At 69.7% G+C, this 19,515-nt stretch carries 21 protein-coding genes; 13 read left to right on the top strand and 8 right to left on the bottom strand.

The features are described 5' to 3' along the window. Nucleotides 1–7: 7 nt before the first annotated feature. The gene (gene tkt, locus CQ044_RS07170; protein WP_105687820.1) at nt 8–2,110 is read right to left on the bottom strand and encodes a transketolase; all 2,103 of its coding nucleotides are present in this window, start codon (nt 2,108–2,110) and stop codon (nt 8–10) included. 235 nt (nt 2,111–2,345) lie between these two features. Between tkt and CQ044_RS07165 the strand changes: the two genes are divergently transcribed. Further along, a complete protein-coding gene (locus tag CQ044_RS07165; protein ID WP_105687819.1) occupies nt 2,346–3,278 on the top strand; it encodes a heme o synthase in 933 nt (310 codons plus the stop codon). Here the strand turns inward: CQ044_RS07165 and CQ044_RS07160 are convergent. Then, nucleotides 3,224–3,703, bottom strand: a complete 480-nt coding sequence (locus tag CQ044_RS07160) for a hypothetical protein (protein WP_105687818.1) — start codon at nt 3,701–3,703, stop codon at nt 3,224–3,226. The genes CQ044_RS07165 and CQ044_RS07160 overlap by 55 nt on opposite strands. Before the next feature lie 284 nt (nt 3,704–3,987). Between CQ044_RS07160 and CQ044_RS07155 the strand changes: the two genes are divergently transcribed. Then, a complete protein-coding gene (locus CQ044_RS07155; protein WP_105687817.1) occupies nt 3,988–4,923 on the top strand; it encodes a hypothetical protein in 936 nt (311 codons plus the stop codon). 43 nt (nt 4,924–4,966) lie between these two features. Here CQ044_RS07155 and CQ044_RS07150 read toward each other — a convergent pair whose 3' ends face one another. After that, entirely contained in the window at nt 4,967–5,983 is a 1,017-nt protein-coding gene (locus tag CQ044_RS07150) for a heme A synthase (protein WP_105687816.1), read from the bottom strand. Between the two features lie 250 nt (nt 5,984–6,233). On the opposite strand from CQ044_RS07150, the gene sufB reads away from it, so the two are divergent. From sufB to CQ044_RS07115, 7 genes are all read left to right on the top strand, one after another. Continuing rightward, the gene (gene sufB, locus CQ044_RS07145) at nt 6,234–7,652 is read left to right on the top strand and encodes a Fe-S cluster assembly protein SufB (protein WP_105687815.1); all 1,419 of its coding nucleotides are present in this window, start codon (nt 6,234–6,236) and stop codon (nt 7,650–7,652) included. A 1-nt stretch (nt 7,653) separates the two neighbouring features. Further along, entirely contained in the window at nt 7,654–8,856 is a 1,203-nt protein-coding gene (gene sufD, locus CQ044_RS07140; RefSeq protein ID WP_105687814.1) for a Fe-S cluster assembly protein SufD, read from the top strand. Then, the gene (locus CQ044_RS07135; RefSeq protein WP_045273169.1) at nt 8,853–9,188 is read left to right on the top strand and encodes a non-heme iron oxygenase ferredoxin subunit; all 336 of its coding nucleotides are present in this window, start codon (nt 8,853–8,855) and stop codon (nt 9,186–9,188) included. Before sufD ends, CQ044_RS07135 begins: the two co-directional genes overlap by 4 nt. Before the next feature lie 46 nt (nt 9,189–9,234). Continuing rightward, nucleotides 9,235–10,005: a Fe-S cluster assembly ATPase SufC gene (gene sufC, locus CQ044_RS07130; RefSeq protein WP_105687813.1), complete on the top strand. Its 771-nt coding sequence runs from the start codon at nt 9,235–9,237 to the stop codon at nt 10,003–10,005. A gap of 9 nt (nt 10,006–10,014) precedes the next feature. Next, nucleotides 10,015–10,344: a metal-sulfur cluster assembly factor gene (locus tag CQ044_RS07125; protein ID WP_045252088.1), complete on the top strand. Its 330-nt coding sequence runs from the start codon at nt 10,015–10,017 to the stop codon at nt 10,342–10,344. Between the two features lie 77 nt (nt 10,345–10,421). Further along, nucleotides 10,422–11,594: a MalY/PatB family protein gene (locus CQ044_RS07120; RefSeq protein ID WP_258133192.1), complete on the top strand. Its 1,173-nt coding sequence runs from the start codon at nt 10,422–10,424 to the stop codon at nt 11,592–11,594. After that, entirely contained in the window at nt 11,591–13,030 is a 1,440-nt protein-coding gene (locus tag CQ044_RS07115; protein WP_105687812.1) for an MFS transporter, read from the top strand. The genes CQ044_RS07120 and CQ044_RS07115 overlap by 4 nt, the downstream gene beginning before the upstream one ends. Here the strand turns inward: CQ044_RS07115 and CQ044_RS07110 are convergent. Then, complete coding sequence (locus tag CQ044_RS07110; RefSeq protein WP_105687811.1) at nt 12,993–13,562, bottom strand: TetR family transcriptional regulator; 570 nt, start codon at nt 13,560–13,562, stop codon at nt 12,993–12,995. The genes CQ044_RS07115 and CQ044_RS07110 overlap by 38 nt on opposite strands. A 98-nt stretch (nt 13,563–13,660) precedes the next feature. Here CQ044_RS07110 and CQ044_RS07105 point away from each other — a divergent pair, with 98 nt between their 5' ends. The 4 genes from CQ044_RS07105 to CQ044_RS07090 all read left to right on the top strand — a co-directional run bounded on the left by CQ044_RS07105 (nt 13,661) and on the right by CQ044_RS07090 (nt 17,240). After that, on the top strand, nt 13,661–14,230 hold the full coding sequence (locus tag CQ044_RS07105; protein ID WP_105687810.1) for a biotin transporter BioY: 570 nt from the start codon (nt 13,661–13,663) through the stop codon (nt 14,228–14,230). Beyond that, nucleotides 14,220–14,900, top strand: a complete 681-nt coding sequence (locus tag CQ044_RS07100) for an ABC transporter ATP-binding protein (protein ID WP_308736923.1) — start codon at nt 14,220–14,222, stop codon at nt 14,898–14,900. The genes CQ044_RS07105 and CQ044_RS07100 overlap by 11 nt, the downstream gene beginning before the upstream one ends. Nucleotides 14,901–14,910: 10 nt before the next feature. Next, nucleotides 14,911–15,513 (top strand): energy-coupling factor transporter transmembrane protein EcfT, encoded by a 603-nt coding sequence (locus CQ044_RS07095; protein WP_105687808.1) that lies wholly within the window; start codon nt 14,911–14,913, stop codon nt 15,511–15,513. 128 nt (nt 15,514–15,641) lie between these two features. Beyond that, nucleotides 15,642–17,240 (top strand): ABC-F family ATP-binding cassette domain-containing protein, encoded by a 1,599-nt coding sequence (locus CQ044_RS07090; protein ID WP_045273163.1) that lies wholly within the window; start codon nt 15,642–15,644, stop codon nt 17,238–17,240. Between the two features lie 142 nt (nt 17,241–17,382). Here CQ044_RS07090 and CQ044_RS07085 read toward each other — a convergent pair whose 3' ends face one another. The 4 genes from CQ044_RS07085 to CQ044_RS07070 form a co-directional block, all read right to left on the bottom strand. Beyond that, nucleotides 17,383–18,210, bottom strand: a complete 828-nt coding sequence (locus tag CQ044_RS07085; RefSeq protein WP_105687807.1) for an SURF1 family protein — start codon at nt 18,208–18,210, stop codon at nt 17,383–17,385. After that, a complete protein-coding gene (locus tag CQ044_RS07080) occupies nt 18,207–18,362 on the bottom strand; it encodes a hypothetical protein (RefSeq protein ID WP_374954851.1) in 156 nt (51 codons plus the stop codon). Before CQ044_RS07080 ends, CQ044_RS07085 begins: the two co-directional genes overlap by 4 nt. Before the next feature lie 65 nt (nt 18,363–18,427). Further along, nucleotides 18,428–18,784 (bottom strand): DUF3099 domain-containing protein, encoded by a 357-nt coding sequence (locus CQ044_RS07075; RefSeq protein WP_105687806.1) that lies wholly within the window; start codon nt 18,782–18,784, stop codon nt 18,428–18,430. 38 nt (nt 18,785–18,822) lie between these two features. Next, entirely contained in the window at nt 18,823–19,416 is a 594-nt protein-coding gene (locus CQ044_RS07070) for a DUF4190 domain-containing protein (RefSeq protein ID WP_105687805.1), read from the bottom strand. Nucleotides 19,417–19,515: the final 99 nt, after the last annotated feature.

Here is a 19,515-nt window from a genome sequence, read left to right as displayed (position 1 = left end):
TCCGTGCTTAGGCGGCCGCGTTCGCGGCGATGGTCTCGTGGGCCGCGGTGACGACGGCCTCCGCGGTGATGCCGAACTTCTGGAACAGCGTCTTGTAGTCGGCCGACGCACCGAAGTGATCGATGCCGACCGAGCGTCCGGTCGAGCCGACGATGGCGTGCCAGCTCAGGGTGGATCCGGCCTCGACCGAGACGCGGGCCTTGACGCCGGACGGCAGCACCGACTCGCGGTAGGCCTCGTCCTGCTCGGCGAACCACTCGAGCGACGGCGCGGACACCACGCGGGCGTTGACGCCCTCGGAGGCCAGCGTCTCGCGGGCGGCGACCGCGAGCTGGACCTCGGAGCCGGTGCCGATGAGGATCACGTCGGGCGTGCCGTTCGGAGCCTCGGCCAGGACGTAGGCGCCCTTGACCGTGTTCGACGCGGCGGCGAACGTGTCGCCCGACGCCTCGCCCGTACCGCGCGCGAAGTTCGGCACGTTCTGGCGGGTCAGCGCGATCCCGGTGGGTCCGCCGTGACGGCGCAGGATCTCCAGCCACGCGGCGGCGGTCTCGTTGCCGTCCGCGGGGCGGACGATCGCGAGGTTGGGGATCGCGCGCAGCGAGGCGAGCTGCTCGACCGGCTGGTGCGTGGGGCCGTCCTCGCCGAGCGCGACGGAGTCGTGCGTCCACACGAACACGCTCGGCACGTTCATGAGGGCGGCGAGGCGCACGGCAGGGCGCATGTAGTCGCTGAAGATCAGGAAGGTGCCGCCGAACGGCCGGGTCGGGCCGTGCAGGACGATGCCGTTCAGGATCGAGCCCATCGCGTGCTCGCGGATGCCGAAGTGCAGCACGCGGCCGTACGGGCTGCCGTCCCAGTCGTGCGTGGACCAGGTCGCCGGGATGAAGGACTTCGCCGCCGCGATCGTGGTGTTGTTGGATCCTGCCAGGTCGGCTGATCCGCCCCACAGCTCGGGGAGTTCGGGGGCGAGGGCGTTGATGACCTTGCCGGAGGCCGCGCGGGTCGCGAGCTCCGTGCCGGCCTCGAACACCGGGAGCACGTCCTCGATGCCCTCGGGGAGCTCATGCGCCTCGAGGCGCTCGAGGAGAGCCTTGCGCTCCGGGTGGGCCGTCGCCCAGGCGTCGAAGCCCTGCTGCCACGCGGCACGGTTCTCGGCCGAGCGCGCGCCGAGCTCGCGGGTGTGCTCGATCACGGCGTCCTCGACGACGAAGGACTGCTCGGGGTCGAAGCCCAGGACGACCTTGGTCTCGGCGACCTCGTCCGCGCCGAGCGCGTTGCCGTGCACCGACTCGGTGCCCTTCTTGTTGGGCGCCGGCCAGCCGATGATGGTGTTCAGGATGATCAGGGACGGCTTGGAGGTCTCGGCCTTCGCCTGCTCGATCGCGTCGAACAGCTCCTTGACGTCCTCGACGTAGGTGCCGGTGCGCACCCAGTCGACGTGCTGCACCTGCCAGCCGTAGGACTCGTAGCGCTCGCGCACCTCTTCGGTGAAGGCCACGTTCGTGTCGCCCTCGATCGAGATCCGGTTCGAGTCGTAGATCGCGATGAGGTTTCCGAGCTGCTGGTGCCCGGCGAGCGAGGATGCCTCGCTCGTCACGCCCTCCTGCAGATCTCCGTCGCCCGCGATCACGTAGACGTAGTGGTCGAACGGGCTCGTGCCCGCGGCGGCGTCCGGGTCGAACAGGCCGCGCTCGTAGCGGGAGGCGTACGCGAAGCCCACCGCGGAGGCGAGGCCCTGGCCGAGGGGGCCCGTCGTGATCTCGACGCCCTTGGTGTGCCCGTACTCGGGGTGCCCCGGGGTGAGCGAGCCCCACGTGCGGAGCGACTCCAGATCCGTCAGCTCGAGGCCGAAGCCGCCGAGGTAGAGCTGGACGTACTGCGTGAGGGAGGAGTGTCCCACGGAGAGGATGAAGCGGTCGCGACCGATCCAGTGGGTGTCCGCCGGATCGTGGCGCATGACGCGCTGGTAGAGCAGATAGGCCACCGGGGCCAGGCTCATGGCGGTTCCGGGATGGCCGTTTCCGACCTTCTGGACGGCGTCCGCCGCCAGAATCCGGGCGGTGTCCACCGCGCGTCGATCGATCTCATCCCACAGCAGTTCCGACACTCCAGAGCCCTTTCCAAGACAGTGAGTGCGCCCGGCAGTTGCGCGCTACCGCTACTTCACGGAGGCGTGGCACGTTGACGGGCGCGCGAGTGATTTCAGCATAGTGCGGTCACATGGCTGCGTGGCCGGTCGGGACCCTATGTTGCGCGCGGCCGCCTGCCGCGGTGTTCGGCGGGGCCGGAGAGGACGGGCCGGACTCCGCCGTGGCATAGGATGAAAGCGTTCCCGTGTGCGCATGAAGGAGGCGGTCAGCATCGCGACCACCATCGAGTCCGTCGCCGCCGAGCGTTCTCTGAAGCGGACCGTCAAGGCCTATATCGAACTGACCAAGCCGCGTGTGCTCGAGCTCCTGCTCGTCTCCACCGTGCCTGTGATGTTCCTCGCGCAGCACGGTCTGCCGAATCTCTGGCTGGTCGCCGCGACCGTGATCGGCGGCTCGATGAGCGCCGGATCCGCGGCGTCGTTCAACATGTACATCGACCGCGACATCGATGCGCACATGCACCGCACGGAGAAGCGTCCGCTCGTGACCGGCGAGGTGTCGCCTCGTGGCGCGCTGATCTTCTCCTGGGTGCTCGCGGCGCTCTCGACCGTCTGGCTGTGGCTGACCACGAACTGGGTCGCCGCCGTGCTGTCGGCCGCCGCGATCTTCTTCTACGTGGTGATCTACACGCTGGTCCTGAAGCGTCGCACCGAGCAGAACATCATCTGGGGCGGCATCGCAGGATGCTTCCCGGTGCTGATCGGCTGGGCGGCCGTCACCGGCTCGCTGGACTGGCCGGCCTTCGTGCTGTTCGTGCTGGTGTTCCTCTGGACTCCCGCGCACTACTGGCCGCTGTCGATGAAGTACAAGGACGACTACGACGACGTCGACGTGCCCATGCTCGGCGTCACGCGGTCCGCATCGCAGGTCGGCCTGCAGGTCATCCTGTACGCGTGGGCGACGCTCGCGTGCTCGCTGCTGCTGATCCCCGTCGCCGGCATGGGCCTGGTCTACACGGTCTCCGCGCTGGTCTTCGGCGGCTGGTTCGTGTACGAGTCGCACCGGCTGTACTCGCAGGCGGTGAAGGGCGCATCGGCCAAGCCGATGCGCGTCTTCCACGCCTCCATCACCTACTTGACGTTGATCTTCGTGGCCGTCGCGGTCGACCCGCTGCTTCCGTTCTGAGTCTCCTCGGCCGACGTCTCGTCGGCCTCGGCGGCGGCGCTGTTCTGCTGCTGCTCCTGCGCGATCTCCTGCGGTGCGGCAGGCGCGTCGGGGGCTTCTTCGCGATCGACATCCTGATCGAGGTCGTCGAAGACCAGGGGCGCGATCTCGACGGGCTTCGCGGTGGCGGCGCCGAGCAGCGAAGAGACGACCGCCAGAGCGAGCGTGAGCAGCACGCCGAGCGCTCCCGCGCCGAGCAGGGCGGCTCCGAGCACGATCCAGGACTGTCCGCCGTAGACCTCGAGCCCTGTCGCGCTGCCGTCCTTGAGCGTGGCGGTCATGGTGCCGAGATGGTCGAGGACCGTGAGGAGGCCTGCGACGACGAGGGCGATCGAGGCGGCGAGGAGGATCCAGAACGGGATGCTTCGGTTCAGTACGCGTGTCATGGACCCAGCCTCACGGGCGAACTCGTGTGTCCGATCTGCGTCGCCTATGAGGCAGGTATGCGTCGGCCGCTGCCTTGGGGGATCCCGTCGAGCGCGTTGCCGCGTGCGGTCCCGCCGGGGGAGAGGTCCCGGCGCCCAGGCACCGGGACCGGCGTCCCCAGCACGCCGGGTGCGGATCCGTCCCTGATCCAGAACACCCTGATAGCGTCCGGATCACATTCCAACCGACCTGATCAGGACGGCGCAAGGTCCGGTTCGTGCGCTGTCCGCAAGAGGACACGATCATGACCGACGACGAACTTCTGGATCTGCTGCTGCGCGAACGGCTCCTCGACGTGGACGCCGTCGTCGCGCGTTCCGGCCTCGGGCCGGATGCCGCGCACGCGAGTCTGGAGCGCCTCGCGGACGACGGCAGTCTGTCCCTGCGGGATGGGGTGATCCTGCTCAATCCGCCCGTGCACGCCGCCGCGATCGCGATCGAGCGGATGCTGCAATCGGAACGCGCGGAGGCGCAGGCGCGCAGCGCTCGGCTCACCGCGATCGTGGACGCGGTCGCGCGCCGCACTTCGTCGTGGAACTTCGGCGAGGCGGTGGCTCAGGACCGGCTCTCGCTGCAGAGCGCGCACGGACCGCATGCCGCAGAGGACCTGTGGTTCGCCGTGCAGGCCTCGCGCGTGGGCTCCGGCGGCAGGGTTCGTGCCGTGCTCACAGACCTCGACCGGTACCGTGCGAGCAGCCCGGAGCGCAGCAGGTCGTTCGCGCAGGCGATGTCCACGTACTCGTCGGTGCAGGCGATCATCCCCGCGATGCCGCTCGACGAGCAGCTGGCCGCCATGGTTCGCGGCTTCGGAGACTCCGGGGTCGAGTTCCGCATGCTGGCGGATCCGCCGAGCTGGTTCTGGGTGGACGATCTCGATGTCACGGGCGTGCCGCTGGTGTGGGGGGACAAGGCGCCGCAGAGCGTCCTGGCCGTCGCGAGTCCGGTGATCGCCGGGATCGCGAAGGTCTACTTCGCCGAACTGTGGCAGCAGGCCAGTCCGGTCGAGAAGGATCCGGGTGGCTACGGCCAATTGCTGCAGCGCATGCGTCGCGGGATGACTCTGGACGCGGCGTCGCGCTCGCTCGGCATCACGCCGCGCACCGGACGGCGCAGGATCGCGGCCGCGATGGACCGCTACGGGGTCGCCACGCTGTTCGCGCTGGGCGCCGCCTGGGCGTAGGACGGCAGCCCCGGCGCGGAACGGGCGGGTGGCTGAGCGCGGTTCAGCCGCGCGTGGTCGCGGAGGCCGTGCCGGTGGCTCCGGCCCCCTCGGTGCCGGCGGCCGAGGGCCAGGTCTTCGCCACAGGGCGCTTCAGCTGCAGCACGAGGGCCGTGCACGCGGCGACGAGGATCGCGGCGAGGACCATGTGCACGCCGACGGCGAGCGGGGGCAGGGCGTTGCGGGCCTGATAGAGGCCGACGGCGATCTGCACCAGCTCGATCGCGAGCACCGCGATCACGGCGTTGCGGATCGCCGTGAGCGAGTTCGCCAGCGCGATCACGAGCAGCGTCAGGGTGAGGGCGAACAGCGCGTAGGCGGGCCAGGAGTGCACGTGCTCGAGGATCGTCGCGTCGAAGCCGTTGCGCAGCGTCACCGCAGGGTCGCCGGAGTGCGGACCGGCACCGGTGGTGAGCACGCCGAAGATCACGGTCAGCGCGAGGACGAAGGAGGTGATGTGCACCAGGATCGCGACGCCCTTGGGCACGGCGCGCTCTCGTGCGCCCCCGGGCTGCCCCATCCGCACCACGAAGGCGGCCGCCACAGCGACGAGGACGAGCGAGACCAGGTAGTGGAAGGCGACCATGTTCGGGTGCAGCTGGAAGATCACCAGGATCCCGCCGACCACGGCCTGCACGAGAACGCCCGCGAAGATGATCCAGGACATGATCCACAGGTCGCGGCGCTCGGCCCTCATGCGTGACACGAGCACGATCACCGCGATCGCGGCGAGCCCCACGAAGAAGCTGAGTCCGCGGTTCCCGAACTCGATGAGCGAGTGGTAGCTCTGCGCGGCGGTGGGGAACAGCGAGTCCGGCGTGCACAGCGGCCACTCGCAGCCGAGGCCCGAATCGGTGAGGCGGACAGCGCCTCCGGTGCCGACGATGGCGATCTCGAGGATGAGCGAGATCCAGGCCGCGATGCGCACGCGGAGGTCCACGCGATCCGGGAGCCAATCATGGACCCGGCCCAGGAATCCGGAGCGGGTGCGGGGGGCGGGCTGGGGTGCGATCTCGGGCATAGCTCCTCCGGAACCCTTCCGGCGGGCGCACTGCGGCCCGGATGTCGGAGGGAACCTGTAGAATCTCAGGTGTTGGCGATGGTCGCAGGAGCGCGGAACGCGCATGGCGATGCCATCGACAACACAGTTTAGGCGCGAATGCTTTGCGTCCATGATGAGGGCCCAGAAGCGGCACCCGTTCCCTGCAGACTCGACAGGATCGGCGGTGTGCCGGGGCGGATGAACCGTTACGGCCCAAGAGGAGAGTGTGATGTCGGATGTGCTGATCGACCGCCCGGAGCTGGATGGTCTGGGGGTGTACGAGTTCGGCTGGCACGACACGGATGCCGCCGGCGCGACCGCACGACGCGGTCTTTCCGAAGACGTGGTGCGAGGCATCTCGGCGCTCAAGAGCGAACCGGAATGGATGCTGAAGACCCGTCTGAAGGGCCTCCAGCTCTTCGGCCGCAAGCCGATGCCGACCTGGGGCGCCGACCTCAGCGAGATCGACTTCGACAACATCAAGTACTTCGTGCGCTCCACCGAGAAGCAGGCGCAGAGCTGGGAAGACCTCCCGGAAGACATCCGCGAGACCTACGAACGCCTCGGCATCCCCGAGGCCGAGCGCCAGCGCCTGGTCGCCGGCGTCGCCGCGCAGTACGAGTCCGAGGTCGTCTACCACCAGATCCGGGAGGATCTGGAGGCGCAGGGCGTCATCTTCATGGACACCGACACCGCGCTGCGCGAGCACCCCGAGTTCTTCGAGGAGTACTTCGGCACGGTGATCCCGGCCGGCGACAACAAGTTCGCCGCGCTGAACACCGCCGTGTGGTCCGGCGGATCCTTCGTCTACGTCCCCAAGGGCGTCCACGTGGAGATCCCGCTGCAGGCCTACTTCCGGATCAACACCGAGAACATGGGTCAGTTCGAGCGCACGCTGATCATCGCGGACGAGGACAGCTACGTCCACTACATCGAGGGCTGCACCGCGCCGATCTACAAGAGCGATTCGCTGCACTCGGCCGTCGTCGAGATCATCGTGAAGAAGAACGCCCGCGTGCGCTACACGACGATCCAGAACTGGTCGAACAACGTCTACAACCTGGTCACCAAGCGCGCGGTCGCGCACGAGGGCGCGACCATGGAGTGGGTCGACGGCAACATCGGCTCCAAGGTGACGATGAAGTACCCGTCGATCTACCTGATGGGCGAGCACGCGAAGGGCGAGACCCTCTCCGTGGCCTTCGCCGGCCCCGGGCAGCACCAGGACGCGGGCGCGAAGATGATCCACATGGCGCCGTACACGCAGTCGTCGATCGTCTCGAAGTCGATCGCCCGCGGCGGCGGCCGCGCCGGCTACCGCGGCGAGGTCAGGGTGGACGCGAACGCGCACCACTCCGCCAACACCGTGCGCTGCGACGCGCTGCTCGTGGACACCAAGTCCCGCAGCGACACCTACCCCGCGATCGACATCCGCGTCGACGACGTGCAGCTCGGCCACGAGGCGACGGTCTCGAAGGTCAGCGAGGAGCAGCTCTTCTACCTCCAGTCCCGTGGCATGCCCGAGGACGAGGCGATGGCGATGATCGTGCGCGGCTTCATCGAGCCGATCGCACGCGAGCTGCCCATGGAGTACGCGATGGAACTGAACAAGCTCATCGAGATGGGCATGGAAGGATCGGTCGGCTGAGATGACGGCCCCCACTGCCGCGCCCGCGGAGGCGCAGGACACGCACGCCCACATCGACCCCGCGGCCCAGCTCGTGGCTGCGGAGAAGACCGTTCCGGTGCAGACCCGTTCGGAGCGCCCGCACTCGTACGACCCGGCCGACTTCGGCGCACCCACGGGTCGCGAGGTCAACTGGAAGCACACGCCCGTCGCGCAGCTCGCCGGTCTGATGACCGACGAGCCCGGCGATGACTTCGCCGTGTCGATCGACCTCGACGACGTCGAGGCCTTCCTCGTCCCCGACGAGGCCGACGCGTACGGCGAGTTCTTCCGCCCGGAGGATCTGCCCAGCGCGCTCGCGTGGAAGCACGCCCGCCGCGGCCTGCACGTGCGCATCCCGCAGGACGACGAGATCGACGCGCCGATCGTGCTCCGCATCGACGGCACGGACGCGGGCAAGCGCGCGTTCGGCCAGATCCTCATCGAGGCGATGCCGAACTCCCGTGCCACGGTCGTGCTCGACCACCACGGCGCCGCCCAGTATGCGCAGAACGTCGAGGTCATCGCCCGCGACGGCTCACGCCTCACCGTGGTCAGCGTGCAGCGCTGGGCCGATGACGCGGTCCACGCGTCGTCGCACCAGGCCCGCGTCGACCGCGACGCCTCGCTCACGCACTTCGTCGTGAGCTTCGGCGGCGGTGTCGTGCGCGTGAACCCCAACGTCGAGCTCGCCGGCGCCGGATCCGAGGCCCGCCTGTACGGACTGTCCTACGCGGATGCGGGCCAGCACCTGGAGAGCCAGGTGTACCTGCACCACAAGGGTCCGCACACGGTCGGCGACGTCCTGTACAAGGGCGCCCTGCAGGGCCAGAACGCGCACAGCGTGTGGATCGGCGACGTGCTGATCGGCCCGGACGCCACCGGCACCGACTCGTACGAGGCGAACCGCAACCTGGTGCTCACCGAGGGTGCACGCGCCGACTCGATCCCGAATCTCGAGATCGAGACCGGCGACATCCTCGGCGCGGGTCACGCGAGTGCCACCGGACGTTTCGACGACGAGCAGCTCTTCTACCTGCAGGCGCGGGGGATCACCGAGGAGGAGGCCCGCCGCCTCGTCGTGCTCGGCTTCCTCAGTGACATCGTGCAGCGTCTCGGCGTGCCCTCCCTCGAGAAGGAGCTGCTCGCCGCGATCGAGCTCGAGCTGCAGGCGGTGAACGCGTGACCGCTCAGCGGGCCTGCGCCGTGAGCGACCTGCAGGAGGACACTCCGCTGCGCGTCGAGCTGGACGGTGTGCCGATCGCGGTCGTGCTCGACTCCGAGGGCGAGATCCACGCGATCGGCGACACCTGCACGCACGGCGACATCTCGCTGTCGGAAGGGTTCGTCGAGGGCACGACGCTGGAGTGCTGGGCGCACGGCTCGGCGTTCTCGCTGTGCTCGGGCAAGCCTCTGAACCTCCCGGCCTATGAGCCGGTCCCGGTGTACGTCACGGAGATCGTCGGAGACGACCTCATGATCGACCCCACCGTCACGAAGGACGTCAGCGGCCTCTGAGCCCGACGCCCGCACACGAAGCTTCACGAATACGAAGGAACCATCCATGACTGTCCTGGAGATCAAGGACCTGCACGTCACCGTCGAGACCGAGGCGGGCACCACGCCGATCCTCAACGGCATCACCCTCACCATGCGCACGGGGGAGACCCACGCGATCATGGGCCCGAACGGGTCCGGCAAGTCGACCCTGGCGTACACGATCGCCGGCCACCCGAAGTACACCGTCACGGGTGGATCGATCACCCTCGACGGCGAGGACGTCCTTGCGATGAGCGTCGACGAGCGCGCCCGCGCGGGTCTCTTCCTCGCGATGCAGTACCCGGTCGAGATCCCCGGCGTCACCGTCACCAACTTCCTGCGCACCGCGAAGACGGCGCTGGACGGCGAGGCGCCCTCGATCCGCCAGTGGACCAAGGACGTGAAGGAGTCCATGGCGAACCTGCGCATGGACCCGAAGTTCGCGCAGCGCAACGTCAACGAGGGCTTCTCGGGCGGCGAGAAGAAGCGTCACGAGATCCTGCAGCTCGAGGTGCTCAAGCCGAAGATCGCCGTGCTCGACGAGACCGACTCCGGCCTCGACGTCGACGCGCTGAAGATCGTCTCCGAGGGTGTCAACCGCGCCAAGGAGCACACGAACCTCGGCGTGCTGCTGATCACGCACTACACGCGCATCCTGCGCTACATCCGCCCCGACTACGTGCACGTCGTCGTCGCGGGCAAGATCGTGGAAGAGGGTGGCGCGGAGCTCGCCGACCGTCTCGAGGACGAGGGCTACGACCGCTTCCTCGACCCCGCCGCTCCCATCGAAGCGTAGGCTGAAGGCATGACGGCAACGCTGACCGGAGAGAAGTACGACGAGGTCACCGAGGCGCTCAAGGACGTGGTGGACCCGGAACTCGGGATCAACGTCGTCGACCTCGGCCTCATCTACGACCTCTCCTGGGACGAGGAGAACGACGCCCTCGTCATCCACATGACGCTCACGAGCGCTGGGTGCCCGCTGACCGATGTGCTCGAGGAGCAGACCGGCCAGGCGCTGGACGATGTCGTCGACCGCTTCCGCATCAACTGGGTGTGGATGCCGCCGTGGGGTCCCGAGCGGATCACCGACGACGGTCGCGACCAGATGCGCGCGCTCGGCTTCGCGATTTGACACGCAACGCCCGAAGGGTCTGACGCCGTATGACGGCGTCGGGCCCTTCGTCGTCTGCGCCTCGATAGGCTCGAACGGTGACCATCGCCGCCCGCACCGCAGCCCTCGAGGCGCTGCCGCTCGATCAGCTCCGCCGTCGTACCAGCACCAAATGGCGCTCGTATCCGGACGACGTGCTGCCGTTGTTCGTGGCGGAGATGGACTTCCCGCTGGCGGATGCGATCACTGCGCGCCTGCATGAGGCGGTCGACCTCGGCGACACCGGGTACACCCCGCCGGACCCCGGGCTGCGGGACGCCTTCGTCGCCTTCGCTCAGCGCCGGTTCGACTGGAGCGTGCAGCCCGCCCGCGTCCGGTCCACCTGCGACGTGATGATGGGCGTGGTCGAGATCCTTCGTGCGGTCCTCACGCCGGGTGATCGCGTGATCGTGGCGCCGCCGGTCTATCCGCCCTTCTTCGACTGCGTCGAGGAGGCCGGGGGCGTGGTGGAGCGGGTGCCGCTCCTCGACGTCGACGGGTCCTGGGTGCTCGATCTCGACGGGATCGAGCGAGCACTCGCGGGCGGCGCGCGCGCCGTGCTGCTGTGCAACCCGCACAACCCGACCGGCACGGTGCACAGCCGCGCGGTGCTCGCGCGGCTCGCCGAGCTCGCGGCCGCGCACGGGGCCGTCGTCGTGAGCGACGAGATCCACGCACCCCTCGTGCAGCCCGGCGTCGACTACACGCCGTTCCTCGCCGCATCGCCGCTCGCGGAGGAGGTCGGCTACACGGTCACGAGCGCGAGCAAGGCGTACAACCTCGCCGGGCTCAAATGCGCGGTCATGGTGACGGCGAGCGAGCAGACCGCCGCCGTGGTGCGCGCGCTGCCGCCCGAGGTGGAATGGCGCACGGGGCTCTTCGGCGCTTTGGCGGCCGTGGCCGCGTGGGATCCTGCAAGCGACTCCTGGCTGGACGCTCTTCTCGTCGCGCTCGATGAGAACAGGCGCCTTCTCGGCCGCTTGCTCGCCGAGCACATCCCGGAAGCGCGCTATCGCCTGCCCGATGCGGGCTATCTCGCCTGGGTCGACCTGGGCGACCTCGGCTGGGGCGACGACCCCGCGGGGCGCATCCTGCGCGAGGCCAGGGTGGCACTCAACCGCGGCCCGACGTTCGGCGCAGAGGGCAACGGGCACGTGCGCATCAATCTCGGCTGTGCGCCGGAAGTGCTGACCGAGGCCGTGCTGCGGATCGCGGCGCTGGTGCAGCGGTGAGCGCCGGCGCGCCCGTCGCCACGATCTGGGATCGGCATCGCCTCGGCATCACGGTCGGATCCGTGGTCCTGATCTTCCTCGCCGCGATCGAGGCTCTCGCGGTCACGACCGTCATGCCGCTCGTCGCGTCGGACCTGCACGGCGAAGCGCTGTACGCGGTGGCCTTCGCGGGGACGCTGGCCACGGGCGTGATCGGCATGGTCGTCGCCGGGGCGTGGAGCGACCGCTCGGGCCCGAGAGCGCCGCTCTACACCGCAGTCGTGCTGTTCATCGCCGGCCTGCTGATCGCGGGCGTCGCGACCGACATGTACGTCGTGATCCTCGGCCGGCTCATTCAGGGGCTCGGCGCGGGCGGTCAGACCGTCGCCCTGTACGTCGTCGTCGCCCGCGTGTACCCGCCGCAGCTGCACGGCCGGATCTTCGCCGCCTTCGCCGCGGCCTGGGTGGTGCCCTCGATGATCGGCCCATTCCTCGCGGGTGCGGTCGCGCAGTACCTGCACTGGCGGTGGACGTTCCTCGGGGTCGCCGTGCTGACGGTGATCGCGTTCATCCTCGTCATCGTGCGGCTGCGCGCGGTGGATCTGAACGCGCATCCCGACGCCTCCTCGGAGGATGAGGCCGCCGTAGCGGACGGCGGACGGATCGGCCTGCGGATCCTCCTCGCCGTCGTCGTGGCGATCGCCGCCGTCGCCGTCGGGTTCGCGGCGGACGCCGCTCCGGCGATCGGCTGGCCGCTCGCCCTCGTCTCGATCGCGGTCATCGCGTTCGCCATCAAGCCGCTGCTGCCGGCGGGATCGCTGCGCGCGGCGCCGCGGCTCCCGAGCGTCGTACTGATGCGCGGCCTCGTCGCGGGCGCGTTCTTCGCCGCCGAGGCCTACGTGCCGAAGATGCTCATGGAGCGCTTCGACTTCAGCCCGACGATCGCCGGTCTCGCTCTCACCGCGGCAGCCCTCGCGTGGTCGGGCGCTTCCGCGGTGCAGGGCCGGTACGGCGAGCGGCTGGGGAGCCGCCGGATGGTCGTGATCAGCGCGGTGCTCCTCCTCATCGCCTTCCTGGGCCTCGCCGTGGTCGCGGCGACTCATGCGCTGCCCTGGGTCGTCGTCGTGCTGTGGGGGATCGCAGGCGGCGCGATGGGACTGCTCTACCCGCGTCTCACGGTGCTCACGCTCGCGTACTCGACACCGGCCGACGAGGGGTTCAACTCGTCGGCGCTCTCGATCTCGGATGCGACGGGCTCGGCCGTCACGATCGCGGTCGCCGGGCTGCTGTTCGTGAGCCTTCCGTTCACCGGGTCGGGCTTCCCCGTCGTGTTCGCGTTGGCGGCGGCGGTCCTGCTGGTCGCGACGATCCCCGGACTGCGGATCGGCGACGGCCCCGGCGCGATCGACGCGGACACCGTCAGCGCAGCGTCGGTGTCAGACCCGCGCCGCGGCTGAGCAGCGCGATCCCCGCCTCGAACACGGCCGCGTCCTCACCGCCGGCCGGGTCGACGGCGGAGTTCGCCGCGCCATGGCTCTCGCCGTGCATGCGCTGCTGCACGAGCGTGGTGTGGCCGAGGATGAACTGCAGCACCGCCGTCGCCGCGAGGCCGGCGTCGGGGAGCGCGGTCGGCAATGCCGCGCGGAGGGCGTCTTCCGCGCGGGACCGGCCGGGGCGGAGGGCGGCGGAGCTCAGCACGACCTCCGCGCCGTCGCGGTACGAGAGCAGGGCGTCTCGCACCGCATGCGCCGCGACGAGGAGATCGGCGCCCGGCTCCGCAGCGGGGATGCGCGCGAGGATGCGGTCCGACACGGCCGCGAGCAGATCCTGCTTGCTGTCGAAGTGCCAGTACAGGGCGCTGGGCTGCACCTCCAACTCCGTCGCCAGCCGTCGCATGGTGAGGTCTGGCAGGCCGTAGCGATCGAGCAGGTCGAGCGCGATACCGACGATGTGTTCGCGGTCGTGGCGTCCGGTGCGTGCGGGGGTCATGGGCATGAGTATACTGAACGCCGTTCAGGTGAACACTGTTCAGGAGACGGGCGGCCAGACCCGCGCCGCCGCTCCGTCCCAGATCCGAAGGGGATCCCATGACCTCGACCTCCCGCCCGTGGGGCGCAGACGCCGCCCGCATCGCCGTGTTCGCGGCGCTCATCATCGCCCTGGGGCTCGTGATCGTCCCCCTGCCCGGGGGAGTGCCGATCACGGCGCAGACCCTCGGCGTGATGCTCGCAGGACTCATCCTCGGCCCGCAGCTCGCGCCGCTCTCCGTGCTGGTCGTGCTCGCCCTCGCTGCGGTGGGCCTCCCCGTGCTGGCCGGCGGACGCGGCGGGCTGGGTGTCTTCGTCGGTCCGAGCGCAGGCTACCTTCTGGGGTGGGTCGCTGGCGTCGTCGTGATCGGCCTGATCCTGGGGTCCCGGCGCGTCACCTGGTGGCGCGCGGGTCTCGCCGCGGTGCTCGGCGGCATCGGGGTCGTGTACCTGTTCGGGATCCCCGTGCAGGCGCTGGTCACCGGGGTGCCGCTCGGCCCGACGGCTCTGTCGAGTCTCATGTTCCTCCCGGGCGACCTCCTCAAGGCGGCCCTCGCCACGGTGCTGTGCGTCGCGCTGCAGCGCGCCTACCCGCGGGCGTTCCGGCAGACGGCCGCGCGTGTCGCCTGACATCGAGCTGCGCGCCGTCTCAATGCGCGTCGACGAGCGCACGATCCTCGACGACGTGTCGATGCGGCTGACGGCGCGCCGGACAGCCGTGATCGGCGCGAACGGATCCGGGAAGTCGAGTCTGGCCCGGCTGCTGAACGGGCTGCACGTCGCGACAGCCGGAACAGTGAGCGTCAGCGGACTCGACCCGGCGCGGGACGTGCGCGAGATCCGACGCCGGGTCGGTTTCGTGTTCGCGGATCCGGAGGCCCAGATCCTGATGCCGACGCCCGCCGAGGATCTGGCACTGTCGCTGCGCGGCGTCCCCGCCGACGAGCGCGCGGTGCGCGTGGACGAAGCCCTGGCGCTGTGCGGCCTCGGCGCCTTCCGGGACGCCCCGGCGTCCGAACTGTCAGGGGGCCAGAAGCAATTGCTCGCGCTGGCCTCGGTGCTCATCGGCCGCCCGCGGCTCGTGGTGGCCGATGAGCCGACCACGCGCCTCGATCTGCGCAACAGCCGCCGCATCGGGGATGCGCTGCTGGACGAGCTCGACGTGCCGCTCGTGCTGGTGACGCACGACCTCGAGCTCGCCCGGCGCTGCGACGAGGCGGTGCTCGTCGAGGAGGGACGCGTCCTCGCCCAGGGCGCTCCGGACGACGTGATCGCGGCGTACCTGCAGGCCTGCGCGTGAGTATCCGCCGATGATCTCGCTCTACCGTCCCGGATCCGGGTTCCTGCACCGGACACCCGCGGGAGTGAAGCTCGCGCTGCTCGCCGCGATCGCGCTCGGCCTCTCGTTCGTGCCTGCGACCCCCGGCGCCGTCCTGCCGATCGTCGGCGCGGTCCTGACCGTCAGCGTACTGTTCCTGCTCGCCGGGTTCGACGTCCGCGCGCTCGGGCAGGCCTGGTGGCGGCTGCGCTGGCTCATCCTCCTGCTCGGCGTCGCGCTGGTGATCTTCGTGAGCGTGCCGGCGGCGATCGTGAACACGGGCCGGGTCGTCGTCCTGCTGCTGCTCGCGGAACTCGTCACCCGGTCAACCTCGATGAGCGCGCTCATGGCGGCGATCGGGAGGATGCTGCGCCCGCTGCGGCCACTCGGCGTGAATGCGGATGCCGTCGCGCTGATCCTGTCGCTGACCATCACGATGGTTCCCGTCGTGGGCAGCTTCGTGAACGCTGTGCGAGAGGCCCAGGAGGCGAGGGGCGTGCGCCTGGGGCCGCGCATGGCGGTGCCGCTGCTGGTCCGCACGCTGCGGCATGCGGACGCCGTGGGGGAGGCCCTCGCCGCGCGCGGGCTGGGCTGACGCCGTAGAGGGCGACGCGGTCGACGCGCTCGCTCGTCCTGGCGCGCAGATCCGGTTCAGCCGTGCGTCCTATACTGGGAGGCTGGCCATCCGGCCGCCCACCCCCTTCTGAAGAACGGACGTCCGCTGTGCTCGCCGTGCACGACCTCGAGATCCGCGTGGGAGCGCGCCTCCTCATGGAGAACGTGTCCTTCCGCGTCGCCGACGGCGACAAGATCGGCCTCGTCGGCCGCAACGGCGCCGGCAAGACCACGCTGACCAAGGTGCTGGCTGGGGATCTGATCTCCGCCAACGGCAAGGTCGATCGCAGCGGGGAGCTCGGCTACCTGCCGCAGGACCCGCGCACCGGTGACCCCGAGATGCTGGCCCGCACTCGGATCCTGGACGCCCGCGGACTCGGATCCCTGACCCTGCGGATCCGTGAGGCGTCCGAGCTCATGGGCTCCGACGATCCCGCGGTCGCGGAGAAGGCCATGCGCCAGTTCGGCAACCTCACCGAGCGCTTCGAGGCGATGGGCGGATACGCAGCGGAGGCGGAGGCGGCGTCGATCGCCCACAACCTGTCGCTGCCGGACCGCATCCTCGACCAGCAGCTCAAGACGCTCTCCGGCGGACAGCGCCGTCGCATCGAGCTCGCGCGCATCCTCTTCTCCGACGCCGAGACGATGATCCTCGACGAGCCCACGAACCACCTCGACGCGGACAGCGTCGTGTGGCTGCGCGAGTTCCTCAAGGGATACAGGGGCGGGCTGATCGTGATCAGCCACGATGTCGAGCTCGTCGGCGAGACCGTGAACCGGGTGTTCTACCTGGACGCGAACCGGCAGATGATCGACATCTACAACATGAACTGGAAGAACTACCTCCGCCAGCGCGTGGCCGACGAGGAGCGCCGCAAGAAGGAGCGCGCCAACGCCGAGAAGAAGGCGACGTCGCTGCAGCAGCAGGCCGCCCGATTCGGCGCCAAGGCCAGCAAGGCCGCCGCCGCGCACCAGATGGTGGCGCGCGCGGAGAAGCTGCTCTCGGGTCTCGAGGAGGTGCGCCAGGTCGACCGGGTCGCCAAGCTGCGCTTCCCGAAGCCCGCGCCCTGCGGCAAGACGCCGCTCATGGCATCTGGCCTGTCGAAGTCCTACGGCTCGCTGGAGATCTTCACCGACGTGGACCTCGCGATCGACCGCGGTTCCAAGGTCGTGGTGCTGGGTCTGAACGGTGCCGGCAAGACCACGCTCCTGCGGATCCTGGCGGGTGTCGACCAGCCCGACACGGGGCAGCTCGAGCCGGGTCACGGCCTCAAGGTGGGCTACTACGCGCAGGAGCACGAGAACCTGGACGTGAAGCGCTCTGTGCTGGAGAACATGATGTCCTCCGCCCCCGATCTCAACGAGACCGAGGCGCGCAAGGTCCTCGGATCCTTCCTGTTCACGGGGGAGGACGTGCACAAGCCGGCCGGAGTGCTCTCCGGTGGCGAGAAGACGCGTCTCTCGCTCGCGACGCTCGTCGTCTCGGCGGCGAACATGCTGCTGCTCGACGAGCCCACGAACAACCTCGATCCCGCGTCGCGCGAGGAGATCCTCGGCGCGCTCGCGCACTACGAGGGCGCGGTCGTCCTCGTCTCGCACGATCCCGGCGCGGTGGAGTCCCTCAACCCGGAGCGCGTGCTGATCCTGCCCGACGGCGTCGAGGACATCTGGTCCAAGGACTACCAGGACCTCATCGAGCTCGCCTGACCCGCGCCGAGCTCGTTCCGGCCTTCTTATCCGCGAGACTCCATCTGGGCGACGAGACTGCATGCGAAAGCCGCAGTCTCGTCGCCCAGATGGAGTCTCGCGGTAGGTAGGGGGAGTGAGCGGGCAGCGCGGGGCGGGGAGGTCAGTGCTGGACGGCGTCCAGCAGGGCGTCCTCGTCGTCCATGTCGCGGTCGCGACGGCGACGGGGCTCGCGCGGTGGGCGTCCCGCCGCCTCATCGCGGTGCTTGATGATCTCGGTGCGGATCACGTACCCGATGAAGATGAAGCCCATGATCGCGAACAGGATCCACTGGACCGCGTAGGACAGGAACGGCCCAGGATCGTCCGAGGGGGCTTCGAACGCGTGCGGACGTGTAGCAGGAGCCGGGGACTCACTCACGAGCTCGCCATAGGCGCCGGTGTCGACGGCGGTCCCGCCACCGATCTTGTCCGCCACCAGCGCGAGGTTGATGCTGGGCACTTGCCCCTCGGGGGCGCCGCGGCCGGACGGCGGCAGCGGCTCCGCCGGGCGCAGCCTCGCGATGACGGTGGCCTCGCCCGTGGGAGGCGCCGGGATCGAGGTGGGCACATCGGATCCGTCCCCGGCGATGACCCAGCCGCGGTTGACGATGAAGACGCGCCCATCGTCCGTGCGGAACGGCACGAGCACCTCGAAGGCGCTGGTGCCGCCATGCGGACGGTTGCGCACCAGCAGCTGTCCGGAGGGTTCGTACCGACCCTTCAGCGACACGGGGTGCCACTGCGACTTCTCCGCGAGCGTCCCACCGGGGGAGAGCAGCTGACCGAGCGGGACGGGCTTCGCATCGTAGTTCTGCTGCACCAGTTCGAGCTGGGTCTGGCGGCCGTCGTTGCGGGAGAACTGCCAGTTCGAGAGATAGGCGCACACGACTGCGAACACGATCGCGACGGCGAGGTAGGCGCTCCATCGGAGCAGGCGCTGACGCATCATTCGGGTTCGCCCTCGCCTTCGCCCACGGCGTCGTCGATGCGGGCCGGGAACTCCCGGGCGCGCAGGTAGTCGTACAGGAAGCGCAGGTGCTCGTCGCACGCGAGCCAGATCTTCTCCCGCTCCGGCCCGTGGATGCGCGGATTGCGCCACACGATGCGGTGCGTCGCCGCAGAGCGGCAACCTGCACGTGAGCACTTCAAGGCGGGTTCGCGAGCGATCACGAGCGCGGCTCGGCGGGGTGCGCGGCGGTCTCGGAGATCGTGATCACCGGGGGATCGCTCGGCGCAGGCGGGGGCGCATCATCGGCCGCCTCTATCTGGATGCGGGGCGACTCGACGCCGGTCGGGACGGAGTCGTCTCCGGCGTTCGCGAAGACGACCGCGATGTACGGAAGGACCGCGGCGGCGATGCCGAACGCCCAGGTCCACCAGCCCATCGGCTGGACGACGAACATCAGGATGAAGCAGACCATGCGGATCGACATCGTGATGACGTAATGGCGCACACGGTCCCTCGCCTCGTCGCGCGGTGCGCGCGGCAGGGAGGTCACAGCGGCGTCTGGAGTCCTTCTCACGATGACTCCAGCCTACGCCGCCGTGACCTCACGGGCGCTCAGTAGCCGTAGCTGTTGCTCACCGAGACGGCGTAGATGATCGCGAAGATCAGGAAGGCGCCGATGATGACGCCGAGGGCGATTCCGACGTAGCCGGTGATGAGGCCGGTGAGCGCGAGCGGCTTGCCGCCGAGCGTCGAATCGTTCTTGATCTTCTTGAGCGAGATGTGCCCCATGATGACCGCCGCGAGGCCGAGGGCCAGCGGCAGGATGAGGTACACCCAGCAGAACAGCACGCTCGCGATGCCGCAGATCATCGAGGCGATCGCGAGACCGTTCGACTTCTGCGGCGCGGCGTAGGGCTGGCCGTAGGGCTGCGCGTACGACGGCGTCGGGTAGCCGGGGGCGGCGGGAGCGGCACCGGGATAGGCCGGCGCAGCGGGCTGCTGCGCGGCCGGGGCCGGGTAGGCGGGCTGCTGCGGTGTGGCGGGCTGCTGCGGTGCGGCAGCCGGATACGCCGGGGCCGGCGGAACCGGGGCCTGCGGCTCCGGCGCGGCGGACGGGTAGGCGGGCTGCTGCGGGGGCACAGGGGCGCCCGGATATGCGGGGGGCTGCTGCCCCTGGGGCGGGATACCGCCGTTGTCGTTGCTCATGACTGTTCCTCCTGGGTCAACACAAAGATTTCCGTGCTCTCAGGGCCGTGTCAATTCCTGCCGCCACATCGGCTCGATAGGCTTGCGAGCCGTACACCT

Source organism: Microbacterium sp. MYb64 (assembly GCF_002979495.1).
In the GTDB taxonomy this organism is placed as follows: Bacteria; Actinomycetota; Actinomycetes; order Actinomycetales; family Microbacteriaceae; genus Microbacterium; species Microbacterium azadirachtae_A.
This window is presented reverse-complemented; position numbering and strand designations above follow the sequence as displayed.